At 40.1% G+C, this 16,969-nt stretch carries 13 protein-coding genes and 3 pseudogenes; 10 read left to right on the top strand and 6 right to left on the bottom strand.

Annotated elements, in window-relative coordinates; genetic code table 11:
- Positions 1 to 1,254: 1,254 nt before the first annotated feature.
- Complete coding sequence (locus tag CKY02_RS07460) at positions 1,255 to 2,052, bottom strand: BPSS1780 family membrane protein (protein ID WP_238399224.1); 798 nt, start codon at positions 2,050 to 2,052, stop codon at positions 1,255 to 1,257.
- Between the two features lie 372 nt (positions 2,053 to 2,424).
- On the opposite strand from CKY02_RS07460, the pseudogene CKY02_RS25630 reads away from it, so the two are divergent.
- Positions 2,425 to 2,549: pseudogene (locus tag CKY02_RS25630) on the top strand (type VI secretion system tube protein Hcp); the annotation flags it as partial.
- 69 nt (positions 2,550 to 2,618) lie between these two features.
- Complete coding sequence (gene tssD / locus CKY02_RS07450) at positions 2,619 to 3,029, top strand: type VI secretion system tube protein TssD (protein ID WP_240002023.1); 411 nt, start codon at positions 2,619 to 2,621, stop codon at positions 3,027 to 3,029.
- Positions 3,030 to 3,374: 345 nt separating this feature from the next.
- Here the strand turns inward: tssD and CKY02_RS07440 are convergent, their stop codons facing one another.
- Positions 3,375 to 4,220, bottom strand: coding sequence for a DUF4225 domain-containing protein (locus tag CKY02_RS07440; protein WP_112894799.1), 846 nt, complete (start codon positions 4,218 to 4,220; stop codon positions 3,375 to 3,377).
- Between the two features lie 505 nt (positions 4,221 to 4,725).
- Between CKY02_RS07440 and CKY02_RS07435 the strand changes: the two are divergent.
- From CKY02_RS07435 to CKY02_RS24430, 5 genes and pseudogenes are all read left to right on the top strand, one after another.
- Positions 4,726 to 5,424, top strand: a pseudogene (locus CKY02_RS07435) (Rpn family recombination-promoting nuclease/putative transposase); the annotation flags it as partial.
- 11 nt (positions 5,425 to 5,435) lie between these two features.
- Positions 5,436 to 6,074, top strand: a complete 639-nt coding sequence (locus CKY02_RS07430; RefSeq protein WP_240002022.1) for an Rpn family recombination-promoting nuclease/putative transposase — start codon at positions 5,436 to 5,438, stop codon at positions 6,072 to 6,074.
- Positions 6,075 to 6,191: 117 nt separating this feature from the next.
- Positions 6,192 to 6,440, top strand: a pseudogene (locus CKY02_RS07425) (ISNCY family transposase); the annotation flags it as partial.
- Between the two features lie 681 nt (positions 6,441 to 7,121).
- Positions 7,122 to 7,283, top strand: a complete 162-nt coding sequence (locus CKY02_RS24435) for a hypothetical protein (RefSeq protein WP_162120405.1) — start codon at positions 7,122 to 7,124, stop codon at positions 7,281 to 7,283.
- A gap of 127 nt (positions 7,284 to 7,410) precedes the next feature.
- On the top strand, positions 7,411 to 7,593 hold the full coding sequence (locus tag CKY02_RS24430) for a hypothetical protein (protein WP_162120404.1): 183 nt from the start codon (positions 7,411 to 7,413) through the stop codon (positions 7,591 to 7,593).
- Positions 7,594 to 8,019: 426 nt separating this feature from the next.
- On the opposite strand, the gene pflA is transcribed toward CKY02_RS24430, so the two are convergent.
- The 4 genes from pflA to ycaO all read right to left on the bottom strand — a co-directional run bounded on the left by pflA (position 8,020) and on the right by ycaO (position 14,112).
- Positions 8,020 to 8,760 carry a pyruvate formate lyase 1-activating protein gene (gene pflA, locus CKY02_RS07415; protein ID WP_112894797.1) on the bottom strand — a complete coding sequence of 247 codons (741 nt, stop codon included), beginning with the start codon at positions 8,758 to 8,760 and terminating at the stop codon, positions 8,020 to 8,022.
- Between the two features lie 73 nt (positions 8,761 to 8,833).
- The gene (gene pflB, locus CKY02_RS07410) at positions 8,834 to 11,116 is read right to left on the bottom strand and encodes a formate C-acetyltransferase (RefSeq protein ID WP_112894796.1); all 2,283 of its coding nucleotides are present in this window, start codon (positions 11,114 to 11,116) and stop codon (positions 8,834 to 8,836) included.
- 55 nt (positions 11,117 to 11,171) lie between these two features.
- Positions 11,172 to 12,029, bottom strand: coding sequence for a formate transporter FocA (focA, locus tag CKY02_RS07405; protein WP_112894795.1), 858 nt, complete (start codon positions 12,027 to 12,029; stop codon positions 11,172 to 11,174).
- A 319-nt stretch (positions 12,030 to 12,348) separates the two neighbouring features.
- Positions 12,349 to 14,112 (bottom strand): 30S ribosomal protein S12 methylthiotransferase accessory factor YcaO, encoded by a 1,764-nt coding sequence (ycaO, locus tag CKY02_RS07400; RefSeq protein ID WP_112894794.1) that lies wholly within the window; start codon positions 14,110 to 14,112, stop codon positions 12,349 to 12,351.
- Positions 14,113 to 14,250: 138 nt separating this feature from the next.
- Between ycaO and ansB the strand changes: the two genes are divergently transcribed.
- The 3 genes from ansB (at position 14,251) to serC (ending at position 16,955) form a co-directional block, all read left to right on the top strand.
- A complete protein-coding gene (gene ansB / locus CKY02_RS07395) occupies positions 14,251 to 15,294 on the top strand; it encodes an L-asparaginase 2 (RefSeq protein WP_112876635.1) in 1,044 nt (347 codons plus the stop codon).
- The gene (locus tag CKY02_RS07390) at positions 15,291 to 15,695 is read left to right on the top strand and encodes a GNAT family N-acetyltransferase (protein ID WP_238399154.1); all 405 of its coding nucleotides are present in this window, start codon (positions 15,291 to 15,293) and stop codon (positions 15,693 to 15,695) included. The genes ansB and CKY02_RS07390 overlap by 4 nt, the downstream gene beginning before the upstream one ends.
- A 171-nt stretch (positions 15,696 to 15,866) precedes the next feature.
- Positions 15,867 to 16,955: a 3-phosphoserine/phosphohydroxythreonine transaminase gene (serC, locus tag CKY02_RS07385; protein WP_112894793.1), complete on the top strand. Its 1,089-nt coding sequence runs from the start codon at positions 15,867 to 15,869 to the stop codon at positions 16,953 to 16,955.
- The last annotated feature ends 14 nt before the right edge of the window (positions 16,956 to 16,969 follow it).

Here is a 16,969-nt window from a genome sequence, read left to right as displayed (position 1 = left end):
GGTTTATAAAAAATTTACTCTTGTGATTAAAAACGCTATTAAAGCCGTTTCCTTTGGAAAAACAGATTGTTTGATTAATCTATTCATATCCTTATTTTATGGGTTATGTGACTCTTAATAAAGCAGTTTTTGTTTTCACTTATAAGCTTTACCAAGGGAAGGTTTTACGCTGTTATTAAAAACCATTGTTTTAACCTTAGGTTTTAATTGGCATAAGGTTTTAACCATTTTTTTACCACTTTTAACGTCTGCTTTTTATTAAGTTTAATCATTATGAAACATCGTGTTTTACATTTAACCGACATTAATCATACTTTTTTATCTTTACTGGCTCTGTTTTACCTTTATCTTATCTTTATAAATCAGCCAGTAAGTAGCCTGATGATATAAAGATATCCCTTTATGTTTTCTCGAATAATACCTTACTTTTTCAGCGCTTAAATCCTGATACATTAACGGTTTTATCTGTTTTTTATTAAGTTATTTTTATGGTTTGCTGCATAAAATAATGGCGAAAAAACACCTTAATATTAATTTATTTGGATAATATTCCTTTGCATGCTGATTTCTTTTCAGTTCTCTATTAATGGTTAATAGATTTAGATTAAGTGTAATTAATTGTATTTATAAAAAATTGCACCATAGTTAAATCTTCCTGTCACATAAAAGCCTTAATCTCTTTATATTCGTGCTTTTGAATGGTTATGGTAAGTTAAATAAATATAAAATGAGCGGGGGATAAAATCGTCGATAAATGCATTAAACATGACAGAAAATAGGTTGTTTTTAGAGCCTGTACTTTTTTAAAATCTGGCATTAATGGTATTAAAATCAATGCCTATTTCTTTAATAGCTTTTAATCTTTTTAAATTTTTTTATGTTAATCTGGTTAATCTAAGGATTTTCTGGTCCATTTTAATGATTTATCTGATTTTTCGAAAGCGTATTACGGCTATGTAAAATCTTTTGTTTAAGCAAGTTTACTTAATATGCGGGATTTGTCGTTTTGCCACTTTATTAATCAATTTAAACCTTGTTTTTCCTGATGTTTTTTTCTTCCAATATCAGTATAACTTCGGATTCTTTTACTCGTTTTAAATGATCCTTAAATGGTTGATGCTTTGCGGTAAAAATTCAACCTATAATGACAATCAAATGGGGTTAAGAGGGGAAAATGGCAGGAGTTTTCCCATCAAAAAAAACAAACCTCGTTTTAAATAGCGAGGCTTGCCAACCTAAATATTTTTTAGTCGATTAAAATGTTGATGATTTCTCTTTACCGATAAAAATGCTGCGATAGGAGGAATAATAACTAACTAAAAGTATTGGTATAGAGATGAGAAAACCTAAACCAAAAGTCATTACCGAGATTATGAAGATGATCGCGGAGATGATAAAGAATAATAAACCGGGTAATAGATTCTTTCTCACTGCGGCTAAACTCATTGATATGGCAGCATCAAATTTCAGATTATGGATGACAATTAGCGCTGGCGCAAACCAAGTCAATGCGGCATTCACAATTAAGAAAACCATCAGAATAAAGAGACTAAGAAGTAATGAAGATAGGCCATTTTCAAGCATTTCGGCTGAGATTTCACCATGCTGAACGGCGAATAGGATATGAAGTACGGCACTACCACCGCCAATAAACAGTGCGATAACACCGAGGAGTATGATACCAAGCGTTAAAGCGCCAACGCCGAGCAGTGACGCAAAGTTTTTCTGGAATCCGTTGAATAACAGCCCCAGTTCGAATTCTCCGGTAGTTCTCTGTTTTTCGCACACAGCAATTATACCGCCGATAAATACTGGGTTCAAAAGCCCGGCAAATATTCCAATAAAAGGAATAAGCGCGAAACCAGCTATACATATAGAATAGATAATATAGAGTAGTATCCACATGCCCCATTTATCCTTGGCGAGTTGCCATGCTTGACCAATCCATTTCACACCTTCTGTGCTACTGAGGGACTGACCATCAGGAATAAATATTTCCTGACTGTCGTCAGGCATAACATTGGAGTTTGAGTTTGGATTTTTATTATCCATATAGTTTTCCAATTAAGTTTGTTAATTCATAATATTTTAAATCGCTTTTTTGACGGCATCTCGGAAGATGCAGTCAGATTGAGAGATTAGGTAAACATATTATATTAATTCCATTATTCAACAAGTGTTAAATATAAGTGACGACCAGAAAATATAAATAATTTCCTACAAATTGTTGCTAATTGTTTTTAATTGTATCAAATTGATAATAATTGTAATAAAGTGTTTCAATGTTAACTGATGGCTGAATTTAATTAACTTCCAACCCATATGATCGGAATAATTTTAATTCCATTGGGTGTTTTTTTCTGTAGAATGGAAATCCCTACTAATAGTTAGTAGTTGGCATTTTAACGCTAATAAGGAGCACATATGTCAGACTTAATCTATTTAACCTTAAAGGGCCGTAAGCAGGGATTGATATCGGCAGGTTGTTCATCGATAGATTCAATAGGAAATAAAGGCCAATTAGATCATACAGACCAGATATTCATATATATACCCTATGGATTTCAAGATGCATCGCGGCGGCAAGGGAGCGAATCCCCGGGAGCATAGATAACTATGTGACCGGGGTGAGAGAGTGCAGCCAACAAAGAGGCAACTTGAAGGATAACGGGTATAATCTTAATCATTCTTTAACTTGGGATCAGCATGCCAAGCACCATCCTATAACATTTAAAAAACCTGTTGATAAATCGTCACCGCTTTTGGGAATAGCGATGTCAGAAAATGAAGTATTGGACGGTATCTTTGATATTTATAGAACGAATCGATTCGGGATTCAGGAGTTATATTACACTATAAAGGTAATTGAGGCGACGATAGTTGATTTAGCTGTTTATCACCCCCATTCGATAACACATGCTGGCGCACAGCCGCAGGAAACGATATCTTTACGTTATAAGAGTATCACATGGACTCATCATATAGCAGGGACAAGTGCTTATAGTATTTGGGATGATCGCGTTTATTAATTTATTTGCCGGTAAAATAGTGTTATTTTACCGACAAGATTACCATTTGTTTTTCCTATAGTGCCTGCTGTGTGCGATCATAAATGTGATATTACATAGTATGGCTAGTACAATAGAACTATAAAATACAAAATCATCATATGAAGTAGGCACGCTAAAAAATGGAATGCATCCGGTATGAAAAACATGTATATGGAAAAGATCAGATGCCATCATAAGTAATATAGATAATAAATTAATATAAACATCATAGGGAGTTAGGAGTTTTTTAAAAGCAATATATAGAGGATAAAGTGCAAGTAAAGAAAAAATAACATATAAATAATCAACCATCCTCTTCTTCCTTCAATATGATCTATATTGTCCATAAACGGTATTCATGTCCCCTAAGACTTCAAGAGTTATTTCTTTATAACTCATAGTTTCCATACCTAGTTGTTTTAAGCTAACAAGTAGATCAGCATTAATATACCGATACAATCGTTGACTATCTGGTTCAAGCCTGTAGCCAAGTAGTCCATTAATAGACATTCCAACATCAACCGATGTATATATCACATCAGCATTGTGCTTATCCATTCCAAAAGCTTTTTCTCCAACCCCTTCATAGATGAATTTAACTGGCCCAGTATAGCTTTCGCGATAAAGGATATAATAACCACTTTCAACAATATTATTGAAGCCATGAGCCATCAATGGTGCTCCAAGCGTTGCTCCAACACCGCTATCAATAGCAAGAAATCCACCAATGAGTTGTATACTGCCAGATACAAATCCAATCCATGAGACAATCAAATTAACTGTCTCATTATTTCTACTTTTAGCATTTTCACTGTTTATCTTTTTCTTTACAACAATGGCTTGCCTTACACTCTTTTGAGAAAGCATTGAATCTTGCTCTTCTAATGATCGGATTTCTTCGTCTAATAAAGCTATTGCTTCAGAGATTGAGATCTCCCCGGTATTTATCTTTGATGTGTTTTCTTGGCAATAAGCCATGACTTCACCGATAAAATGGTCTTTGGCCAGACTCCATTTTACATATTTATCGGCAACTTGGTTCATAAGCATCATCAACTCATTTTGTTTATCCATTTGAATTTTTAGGAGTTTTCTTTCTTCATTGGTACTGTTATCCAAGTATCCTCTGGCCGAAGGATTTCTTTCGTAAAATTCATCTAAAGCATCCATAATGAGTAACCTGTTTCTTTGAAATTTAGTTTAACATAGCGTTATGTACTAAAAGTATACAATTGAAATTATAAGTCAAGGTTTATTTTTACTTGTAATTTACTTGTAAGGATACTTTTTTAGCGTGTTTTAAGACGTAGGATTATTAGAAAAATTCGTTATAAATTTTCTTCAATGCAAATACTAATTTCTTTATTCATTTTCTGGATGTGTTTTTACATTTAAGAAAAGTGTGATGTAATTATTTTTTTTATAAATTAATGCTTTGATTTTTTTCGATGTTTGATAAGCTTATTGTTATTAGCGTTGTTGTGAATATAAAGTTTCCTCGTTTTTTCTTTTCTGATATTTGATTCTTTAGGCGCTTATATTAATGCATTCGGTAAAGACCTGCCTGAGAAAATATGGGAAGATGTTCTTTGTAACTTGATTGCGGGTTTTCCAGAGATATTATAGCCTTGATAATGAGTGGCGATGATTAACTGATAAGACAGAGAAACGGATTGTGGCAAAGAAAGAAAAACGACCTCACCATGACGCGTTATTCAAGCATTTTTTAACGCAGCCTGAAACGGCCAGGGAGTTCTTATCCCTTTATCTGCCCGAAGAGGTCCAGTCGTTGTGTGATTTATCCACATTGAAACTGGAACCCGGCAGTTTTGTGGACCGGCATTTACGTCAACTGCACAGTGATGTGCTGTACTCGGTTGAAACGGCTCGGGGACAAGGTTATATCTACTGTCTGATTGAACATCAATCCACCCCTGACCCGCTGATGGCCTGGCGGTTGATGTATTACGCCATGTCAGCGATGGCGGCTCACCTGAAAAAAGGCCATACTGAACTCCCGTTGGTGGTGCCGCTGCTGTTTTATCATGGTGAGGTTCGGCCGTATCCTTACTCAAACCGGTGGCTGGATTGTTTTACGCTCCCCGAACAGGCTGCTCGCTTATACCGCCAGGCGTTTCCGTTGGTGGACGTCAGTGTGCTCAGCGATGAAGAGATCCTGACACATAAAGGCGTTGCCCTGATGGAGCTGGTGCAAAAACACATCCGCCGCCGGGATATGCAGGAATGGCTCCTCCAATTGGTGGAACTCTTGAATGCAGGGTATAATACAACCGAGCAGCGCAATGTGGTGTTACGCTATATTTTACTGAATGGACATACGCTGGATCTCTCACACTTTGTCNAGGCCATACTGAACTCCCGTTGGTGGCGCCTCTGCTGTTTTATCATGGTGAGGTTCGGCCGTATCCTTACTCAAACCGGTGGCTGGATTGTTTTACGCTCCCCGAACAGGCTGCTCGCTTATACCGTCAGGCGTTTCCGTTGGTGGACGTCAGTGTGCTCAGCGATGAAGAGATCCTGACACATAAAGGCGTTGCCCTGATGGAACTGGTGCAAAAACATATTCGCTGCCGGGATATGCAGGAATGGCTCCTCCAATTGGTGGAACTCTTGAATGCAGGGTATAATACAACCGAGCAGCGCAATGTGGTGTTACGCTATATTTTACTGAATGGACATACGCTGGATCTCTCACACTTTGTCCATCAACTGATTGAACAATCTCCGGAGCATGAAACGATGTTGATGACTATTGCAGAAGAGCTTGAACAAAAAGGGCGCGAGCAAGGTATCAAGCAAGGTATCGAGCAAGGCCGAACAGAAGGCCGAACAGAAGGCCGAACAGAAGGCCGAGCTGAAGGTAGAGAGGAAGGTAGAGAGGAAGGTAGAGAGGAAGGTAAACTGGAAACGGCTCGTGCCTTATTACGGCATGGCGTGAGTTTGGATATTATTGTCACCAGTACCGGACTGAGCCGGGATAAAATTGAAGCGTTAAAGCATTAAATTAATCTTCTGTTTCACAGTAAAATGCCGATATTCAAGATCGGCATTTTTGTTCTTATTCAAGGTGATGGCTGTACAGGGGACTTTTACGTTTGCCCGGCGAAGTTGAAACTGGTCAGACTGAAGCAACTATCTCCGGAGCATGAAACGATGTTGATGACTATTGCAGAAGAGCTTGAACAAAAAGGGCGCGAGCAAGGTATCAAGCAAGGTATCGAGCAAGGCCGAACAGAAGGCCGAGCTGAAGGTAGAGAGGAAGGTAAACTGGAAACGGCTCGTGCCTTATTACGTCATGGCGTGAGTTTGGATATTATTGTCACCAGTACCGGACTGAGCCGGGATAAAATTGAAGCGTTAAAGCATTAAATTAATCTTCTGTTTCACAGTAAAATGCCGATATTTAAGATCGGCATTTTTGTTCTTACAGGATGATGACTGTACAGGGGACTTTTACGTTTGCCTGGCGAAGCTGAAACCTATCAGACGGAAACAACTTTATCGGGGCCCTAAGAGCATGAGGAACGCGATTAAGTGAGTTGTTTGCGGAAACAAATGACTCATTCTGTTTCGTCAAAACCTCAATGTTCATGTACCTGATGTGACTGTTTATTACTGATTTTGGTATCCAAACAGAGTTCATGAACTCCTTTGTTGTAAGGTATCAAAATTTACAAATTCTGGTACCGGGGAATTTGCTACATAATGCAATATTAAAAGCCATGATATTCTGAAGTTGTTATTGCGACTTTAAAATGTCACTTCTGGAATGAAAAAGTGGGGTGATTGGCTTTATCTTCTGAGGCGACCCCTTGTTATTTTAATGGAGACTGTAATTAATCTTTATGGAGTTTTATTTGCTGTGGTTATTTCAATGCCTATTGCACTTTTCTTGATGCCAGTTAACTTATTTATATTTATGAAGAAATATAAAAATATAGCATCATCGTGATAAATATTTTTCTGATTATGTGGATTGTTTTCTTTTTATATTATGATGAAATTTAGTGTATATTAGTCAGATTGATTATTTATTGGGATGTTTAGATAATGACAAAACAGAAAATAGAGGCATTATTAATGATAAAGAGTGGATTTAATTCTCGTGAGATAAACTTAATAAAATCAGTTGAAAAAAGAGATGGAATACCGATAATAGATGAAATTAATTTGTTAGGGAATAGGTTTTATAGATTGATTTTTGATTTTTGATTTTTGATTTTTGATTTTTGATTTTTGATTTTTGATTTTTGATTTTTGATTTTTGATTTTTGATTTATTGTTTATTATATGAATAGTATTGTCCTATTTTTCTATAGAGAATATGATTGGTTTTTATATGGTTTTATCTTCTGTAGTAGTTATTATTCCTATTGCATATACCTTATGGATTTCAAGATGCATCGCGGCGGCAAGGGAGCGAATCCCCGGGAGCATAGATAACTATGTGACCGGGGTGAGTGAGTGCAGCCAACAAAGAGGCAACTTGAAGGATGACAGGTATATTCCTTATTACCTGTGAAGTTAATCTATACCCTATGGATTTCAAGATGGATCGCGACGGTAAGGGAGCAGAGGTAACTATGTGACCGGGGTGAGCGAGTGCAGTCAACAAAGAGGCGATTTGAAAGATAACGGATATATAAGTCGTTTATATTTATGAAAAGATATAAACGACTTATACCTTAATCTTTTATTCGTTATTTGAATCATATGCTGACTCGCTTATTGGCTTGACCGCAAGGCTCCCCCATTGTCAAATAATATTCACTGCTTCTATTACGATCTCTGTTTAATATGAAGTCCATCTTTAATAAGCCATTTCATCCAAAATACTATATCCACTTGTGCGTGTAGTTTGATCCTGGCAAGCCAGAGTTTGATATTTAAAATGGTTTTTCCTACTGTTTTTAAACGTTATTTCAGAGATGGAAGTTAACTAATTTAATTAATAGACAACCTTATGATCATAACTTTCCAAAATGTTTTTCACTCTCTCCATTGTCTCTTTTGCTGGCGGTTTTACACCTTCCAACTGATATTTTTCCCCCATAGTTGTCCATTTATGTTTACCCAGTTCGTGATAAGGCAGAAGCTCGATTTTTTCAATATTTTTCATATCATTGGTAAATTCACCTAGCTTATGAACGGATTCATTATCATCGGACCAACCCGGAACCACAACGTAACGAATCCAGGTTTTCTGGTTACGTTTAGCCAGATAGCGGGCAAACTCCAAGGTGCGATGATTGGAGACACCGACTAATTTCTGATGAATCTCATCATTAAGTTGCTTCAAATCGAGCATAACGAGATCTGTGGCATCCATTAATTCATCAATAACCGGACCATAGCGGCGGACAAATCCATTAGTGTCAAGACAAGTATGAATACCTTCGGCACGACAGGCTCGGAACCAGTCACGTACAAATTCAGCTTGAAGAACGGCTTCACCACCCGATGCAGTAACCCCGCCACCGGATGCGTTCATAAAATGACGATAGGTTGTCGCTTCTTTTATCAATTCTTCAACAGTCACGTCTTTGCCACCGTGGGTATCCCATGTGTCGCGGTTATGGCAATAGAGACAACGCATCAGGCAACCTTGAAAGAAAACAATAAACCGGATACCGGGGCCATCAACGGTGCCACAAGATTCGAAAGAGTGGATACGACCAAGTACGGACATAACAGGTTTACTCCAAAACTGGCAGGATAAACGAATAGAGGCCCTAAAATTCAGGGCCTTTGCTAACAAATTATTACATAGATTGGGTAAAAGTACGGGTAATTACATCCTGTTGTTGCTCTTTAGTCAGTGAGTTGAAACGTACGGCATAACCTGATACCCGGATGGTGAGCTGAGGATATTTCTCAGGGTCTTCCATGGCATCGAGCAGCATGTCACGGTTCATCACATTGACGTTCAAATGCTGACCACCTTCAATTTCTGCTTCATGGTGGAAATAACCATCCAGCAAACCAGCCAGATTAGTTTTGCGTGTTTCATCATCTTTGCCTAACGCGTTTGGTACGATAGAGAAGGTATAAGAGATACCATCTTTTGCATAGGCGAAAGGCAATTTAGCCACAGAGGTCAAAGAGGCGACGGCACCTTTTTGATCACGACCATGCATTGGATTGGCACCGGGTCCAAATGGTGCGCCAGCACGACGTCCGTCAGGGGTGTTACCGGTTTTCTTACCATATACCACGTTAGAAGTGATGGTCAGAACGGATTGTGTCGGTACCGCGTTGCGATAAGTATTCAGTTTCTGGATTTTTTTCATGAAACGTTCAACCAAATCACAGGCGATATCATCAACACGTGAGTCGTTGTTACCGAATTGTGGATATTCACCTTCAATCTTGAAATCAACCGCTAAACCATTTTCATCACGGATCGGTGTCACTTTGGCATATTTGATGGCAGACAATGAGTCAGCGGCGACAGATAGACCGGCAATGCCACAGGCCATAGTACGGTAAACATCACGGTCGTGCAGTGCCATCAGTGCCGCTTCATAGCTATACTTATCATGCATATAGTGAATGATGTTTAGTGCAGTAACATACTGTTTTGCCAGCCAATCCATAAAGTGATCCATGCGGGCCATAACCTTGTCGTAATCCAGCACTTCATCTTTTATTGGCTCTTCTTTCGGGCCAACCTGCATTTTCAGCTTTTCATCTACACCGCCGTTAATAGCGTACAGCATCGTTTTAGCCAGATTTGCGCGGGCACCGAAGAATTGCATCTGTTTACCCACAATCATAGGGCTGACGCAACAAGCAATAGCGTAATCATCGTTGTTGAAGTCAGGGCGCATCAAATCATCGTTCTCATATTGCAAAGATGAGGTATCGATGGAAACTTTTGCCGCGAATTTTTTGAAATTTGTCGGCAGTTTTTCGGACCATAGGATGGTCATGTTGGGTTCTGGTGATGGGCCCATTGTGTATAGGGTGTTCAGGAAGCGGAAACTATTTTTAGTCACCAGCGTGCGACCATCTATTCCCATACCTGCCAGCGATTCTGTTGCCCAGATTGGGTCACCGGAAAACAGTTCGTCGTATTCAGGTGTTCGCAGGAAACGAACCATACGCAGTTTCATCACCAGATGGTCAATTAATTCCTGAGCTTCAACTTCTGTCAGCTTACCCGCTTTCAGGTCACGTTCGATGTAGATATCCAGGAAACTGGAAACGCGACCGAAGGACATTGCGGCACCATTTTGAGACTTAACCGCTGCCAGATAAGCGAAATAAGTCCACTGTATCGCTTCCTTAGCGTCAGTGGCGGGGCCAGAAATATCATAGCCGTATTTAGCCGCCATCTCTTTAATCTGGCCCAGAGCGCGGTGCTGTTCAGCGATTTCTTCACGCAATTGAATAATCATTGCCAGATCTTCACCGCTTTCCAGTTTTTCCTGCAATGAATTGAACTGAGCTAATTTATCATCACGCAAGAAATCGATACCGTATACTGCAACACGACGGTAGTCACCAATAATGCGACCACGGCCATAGGCATCAGGCAGACCTGTCAGAACACCAGATTTTCGGCATTTAAGAATATCTGGTGTGTAAACATCGAAAACGCCTTGATTATGCGTTTTGCGGTATTCAGTGAAAATCTGTTTCAATTTAGGATCGAGTTCACGGCCATAAACTTTACATGATCCTTCTACCATTTTGATGCCGCCAAATGGGATTAGGGCACGTTTTAATGGGGCTTCCGTTTGCAGGCCAACAATGGTTTCCAGATCTTTTTCGATATAACCTGCGTCGTGGGAGGTAATAGTAGCAGCAACATCAGTATCAAAATCAACCGGCGCATGAGTGCGGTTTTCGATTTTGATACCTTCCATGACTTTTTCCCATAAGGTATCGGTCGCTTTTGTCGAACCTGCCAGGAAAGATTCATCACCCTCATATGGCGTATAGTTTTTTTGGATGAAGTCACGAACATTGACTGCGCTTTGCCAATCACCCAGGTTAAAACCTTGCCATGCTACAGAGAACTTTTTATTTAATTCAGTCATGATACTTCTACCTTTGTAATAATCGAACTTTTAAGAAATCAGGCGAGAGAGCTAATTAATGTTTTTGCTCACTACGCAGATAAATTGACCAGTAAGTTAAACCCACCAAAATGGCCCCACCGATAATGTTACCAATAGTGACTGGAATTAAATTGTTAGTAATAAAGTGTGCAATGGTGAGTTGAGAAAATTGTTCAGGCGTTGCCCCTACGTTAATCCAAAATTCAGTTGGTGCGAAATGCTTAATAGCAACACCAAGCGGGATTAAAAATATATTCGCAATACTGTGCTCAAAGCCGCTGGCAACGAACATACTTACTGGCAAAATCATGGCGAATATTTTGTCCATTAAACTACGTCCGGCATAACTCATCCAAACAGCGAGACAAACCATTAAGTTGGCGAGAATGCCTAAAAATAGCGCTTCAATAAAAGAGTGGTGCATTTTATGGTTTGCTGTTTGCAAGACATTCAAGCCCCATAATCCGTCGGCAACACGGTATTGACCGGCAAACCAGATAATGGCGACGAAAAATAGCGCGCCAATCAAATTACCGAGATAAACGTTAATCCAGTTTTTAATCATTTGATACCAGGTTATACGCCCGGTGGCTTTGGAAATAATTGTCAACACAGTAGAAGTAAATAAATCTGCTCCGCAAACGACCACTAACATTAATCCAAGGGAAAAACAGATACCGCCGACTAATTTAGCTAGCCCATAAGGGACAGATGTGGTTCCTGTCGTCGCGGTAATATAAAAGACGAATGCAATGGAAATAAAAATTCCGGCGGTTATTGCTGACAGATAGGTAATGGCAACAGGTTTAGTCGTTTTATAAACACCAATATCATTGGCGATTTGTGTCATTACCGCAGGTGGTAATAGGTTAAAGGGGTTGTCAGCTTTCATACCAACATTCTCTTTATCATTAATAAGTTACGGTATGTAATGATAGTAACAAAGGCGTGAAGGGGAGAATTTGATATAGATCATAATTCCCTAGGAGTGGACTCTGTTTTGGGGAGTGAAAACGGTTCAAATTAAACTTAATCTATTGATTTCAATGAAATAAAAAAATTTTAAAAATTATAATATTTTTTTATTTAACCCATTGGTAGGAAGTTTGATAAGTAAAATTACAGGCCAAATTGTTGTTTACTTGTTGTTGCAAATAAATTTAATTTAACCTGAATTTTACTTTTAATTATAAATTGTCTTTTCTACAATTTTATTTTGCGTTCCAGAAATCGCATTTTGCTTTTTGCAGCTTCTCATAAGCAGCCAATAAAGCCTGATGAGCGGGCAGTGATTTTAAATCTGCATCAACTGACCACAGACCATAAAAACAGTGTTCACCAGAAATAGCTGCTGATGCTGCTTCAACAGCATCTTGCCCATACATTTTTACGAATGCTTGATAATATTGTGTAGGCGCTTTATCCGCTTCCAGAGCAAGTAAAAGTAGTGTTTGCAAACAGCGATAATAATTAGCGCGTTCGGCCGTAAAGATTGAGGCGTTAAAATCTTGAGTCCATTCCACCCAAATTAAAGCCTGTTCCAAATCACCGCCAGCCAGCGCCAACATGGATTTCAGTTCACCAATCCGTAAATTGCTCCAGCCATTATCTTTACCCACCGCAATGCCAAACAACTCACGGATACGGGTAAAATCATCCAAACCTTCTTCATCTAATTGCTCAATCAGTGCCAGATATTCTTCGGCTTGCCACTGGCTATCCGGTAATGCTAATAAAGCTTCCCGCAAATGCGTTCCCATCGTGTTATTAGCAAGATGTAAATCTTCCACAGGATAAATATCAGACATTCCCGGAACTAAAATACGGCAGGTATAAACACCAAGGTGCTCGTAGTCAGCAATATAAACTTCGGCATCCAATTGTTTGAAGATAGCCATCAAAGTGGCGAACTCTTCTTCTGTCGTGCCGCTGAAATTCCAGTCATCGAACGCATAATCAGCATCTTGTTTGAATAAATCCCAACTGATTAAACCGCTCGAATCGATAAAGTGAGTTTCCAGATTGGTATGTTCTGCCACTTCTTCATTATCGAAAGTCGGCGCATTGAACACATCCAGATCTTTCAAACTGCGTCCTTGTAATAATTCGGTCACAGTACGTTCCAGTGCTACACCAAATTCAGGATGTGCACCAAAAGAGGCGAAACAAGTCCCGTTATTAGGATTAAACAGCACTACGCAAATAACCGGGAACTGTCCACCGAGAGAGGCGTCATAACAATAGAGTGGGAAACCTTCATCCTGTAATTTGCTGACTGCGGTAACAACGCCGGGATAACGGTTCATCACTTCCTGGGGAATTTCTGGCAGGCTGATGCCTTCGGCGATAATACGATTTTTCACATAGCGTTCAAAAACTTCAGATAATCCCTGAACTCTGGCTTCATTCATAGTGTTGCCAGCTGACATACCATTGGAAACATAAAGATTGCCAATAATATTCATCGGAATATAGACGGTATGATCATCAGACTGACGAGTAAATGGCAGCGAGCAGATACCACGCTCTTCATTACCTGATTGCAAATCGACTAACTGACTGGCGCATAACTCATTTTCAGGATTATAAAATTGGTGTAACCGGTCATCCAGAATGCCTGCTGGTAGAGAATCATCTTCCGGTAAAGCAAACCATTTTTCATTCGGATAATGGACAAAATCACCGTTAGCGATAGCTTCGCCTAAATAGAAGTCAGCAAAAAAATAGTTAGTTGACAAGCGTTCAAAATACTCCCCTAAAGCAGAAGCTAAAGCGGCTTTCTTGCTGGCACCTTTGCCATTGGTAAAACAGAGAGGGCAATCGCGGTCGCGGATATGAACCGACCAGACATTAGGAACCGGGTTCAGCCATGAAGCTTCTTCGATATTAAAACCAAGGTGTTGCAGTTTTTGCTGAAAACGGTTGATTGAGTCTTCCAGTGCGGCGTCTTTGCCGGGAATAAAGGTTTGCGTCATGGTATTCACTTATGAGTGCTCGTTATGGGGCGCTCATCATACGAGTTTTTTTTCAGTAGCTAAAGTCTGGTATGTATCACAGATTTATTGTTATCATCATCCATAATCTAACAGGATATTTTTTATTAAGGAAGAAGCATGAAAAAGATGAAACACACAGCTTTAGCCAGTTTATTGGCATTAATTAGTGGTTCTGCTTTTGCTTTACCAAATATTACGCTTTTGGCGACAGGAGGGACGATTGCGGGTGGTGGGAAGTCTGCAATCCAATCCAACTATGTTGCTGGAAGAGTTGCTATTGATGAATTAGTCAATGCTATTCCTGAGATCAAAGATATCGCCAACCTAAAAGGTGAGCAGGTGGTGAGTATTGGTTCGCAGGATATGAATGATCAGGTGTGGTTGACGCTAGCGAAAAGAATCAACGCTGATTGTGGCAAGACCGATGGTTTTGTTATCACCCACGGTACTGACACAATGGAAGAAACTGCTTACTTCCTCGATCTAACTACCCACTGCCAGAAACCGATTGTCATGGTTGGTGCGATGCGCCCGTCTACGGCGCTTGGTGCCGATGGCCCGTTAAATCTGTATAACGCCGTGGTGGTTGCCGGTGATCAAGCATCAGCCAAACGTGGTGTGTTGATGGCAATGAATGATGCGGTTATCAGTGGGCGCACTGTGGTGAAAATGAGCACCACCGAAGTTCAGGCATTCCAGCCAGTTAATGCGGGTGCTGAGGGCTTTGTTCATAATGGCAAAGTTAATTATTACGCTGACGCTAAGCCGAGAGCGAGTAAGGCGATTTTTGATGTCAGTAAACTGGATAAACTGCCTAAAGTAGGCATTGTCTATAATTATGCCAATGCGTCTGATCTGCCGGCGAAAGCTCTGTTGAGAGATGGTTACCAAGGTATTGTCAGCGCTGGTGTGGGCAACGGTAATATGTATAAGGCGATTTTCGATACTTTGGCTCAAGCGGCTAAAGATGGGGTCGTGGTCGTCAGATCAAGCCGTGTACCGGTGGGATATGTTACTCAGGATGCGGAAGTGGATGATAGCAAGCATGGCTTTGTCGCTTCTGAACGTCTGAACCCACAAAAGGCCAGAGTGCTTTTACAATTAGCTCTGACTGAAACGCGTGATCCGGTAAAAATTCACGAGATGTTTGTGAAATATTGATTTGTGATTCAGAGATAACAATAGAGCGCACAGGTGCAGCTTGTTTTGTCGCGCTTCATGATCACCGGGTAGTGACTCTGGCTGCTGCCGGTATCCAGTTGACCAACCTCCCTACGGTTACTATTAAGAAACTGCCACGATACCCAACAGTGCCGGCAGTACGGATGGGGAGGTTGGCCGTTGATCAGGCATTTAGAAATCAGGGACTCGGTGGAGCATTGCTAGCTGATGCTATTGAGAGGACCATTCGTGCCGAAATTGCGTCTTATGCGCTGCTTGTTGATGCAAAAGATGATAATGCAGTGCGATTTTACCGACATCATGGCTTTATTGCTTACCCGATTCGCCATTTCACATTATTCCTTCCTCTCATAGCTGTAGATAAAAAAGGTAAAAAATAAGCGGCTCATCTGTAATAGCGCTGAATGAACAAGTTTATTGGCTATTTTTGCGATAGTTTTGTTCAACGTTTGAATAACCATTGCAGCAATGAAATGGGAATGGTACAACCGATATATCAGATTATTTATTGTTATCAATCATTGTTATTTCGTCAGAATAAGGTGAGGTAAATGAATCAGGTATATAATTTCAGTTCAGGTCCCGCTATGTTACCGGTCGAAGTATTGCGTAGAGCTGAACAAGAGCTCTGTAACTGGCATGGTATTGGGACTTCAATTATGGAGATCAGTCACCGAGGTAAGGAATTTGTCGCAGTGGCAAAGGAAGCTGAAAATGATCTGCGAGATCTATTGTCAGTGCCTGAAAACTATAAGGTATTGTTCTGCCATGGTGGCGCCCGTGGTCAATTTGCCGCTATCCCAATGAACCTGCTGGGTGATAATGTTAAAGCTGATTATATTGATGGCGGTTACTGGGCTGAATGTGCAGTCAAAGAAGCAGAAAAATATTGCACGCCGAATGTGATTAATATCAAAACCGAAATTAATGGCTTGAAAGGCGTTAAACCAATGAGTGAATGGTTATTAAGTAATGATGCGGCTTATGTCCATTATTGCCCGAATGAAACCATTGATGGTATCGCAATTCATAAAGATCCAGATTTTGATGATAATAAAATTATTATTGCGGATTACTCTTCCTCTATTCTTTCCGGGCCGTTAGATGTTAGCCGTTATGGCATGATTTATGCTGGAGCGCAGAAAAATATTGGTCCGGCGGGGCTCACACTGGTTATTGTTCATGAAGATTTATTAGGCAAAGCCCGTAAAGAAACCCCGTCTATTCTTGATTATACGGTGCTGGCAGAGAATGACTCCATGTTCAACACGCCGCCAACGTTTGCCTGGTATCTCTCTGGTTTGGTCTTCAAGTGGATGAAAGAGCAAGGCGGGGTACAAGAGATGGCAAAACGTAACCGTGCTAAGGCTGAGTTACTTTATAATGCCATTGATAACAGTGATTTCTACCATAACCAAGTCGTCCTTGAAGATCGTTCCCTGATGAATGTGCCGTTCAAGACGGCTGATGCCTCACTGGACAGCAAATTTCTGGCAGAAGCAGATGCGCAAGGGTTGCAGGCATTGAAAGGTCACCGGGTTTCCGGCGGTATGCGTGCTTCTATTTATAATGCAATGCCTGTCGAAGGGGTTCAGGCTTTAGTTGATTTTATGGCTGATTTTGAGCGTCGTAACGGCTGATTTGTCAACTTTAC

The organism is Photorhabdus bodei (assembly GCF_003287735.1).
GTDB lineage: Bacteria > Pseudomonadota > Gammaproteobacteria > Enterobacterales > Enterobacteriaceae > Photorhabdus > Photorhabdus kayaii.
The sequence above is the reverse complement of the archived record's forward strand: the minus strand, read 5'-3'. Positions and strand labels throughout refer to the sequence as shown.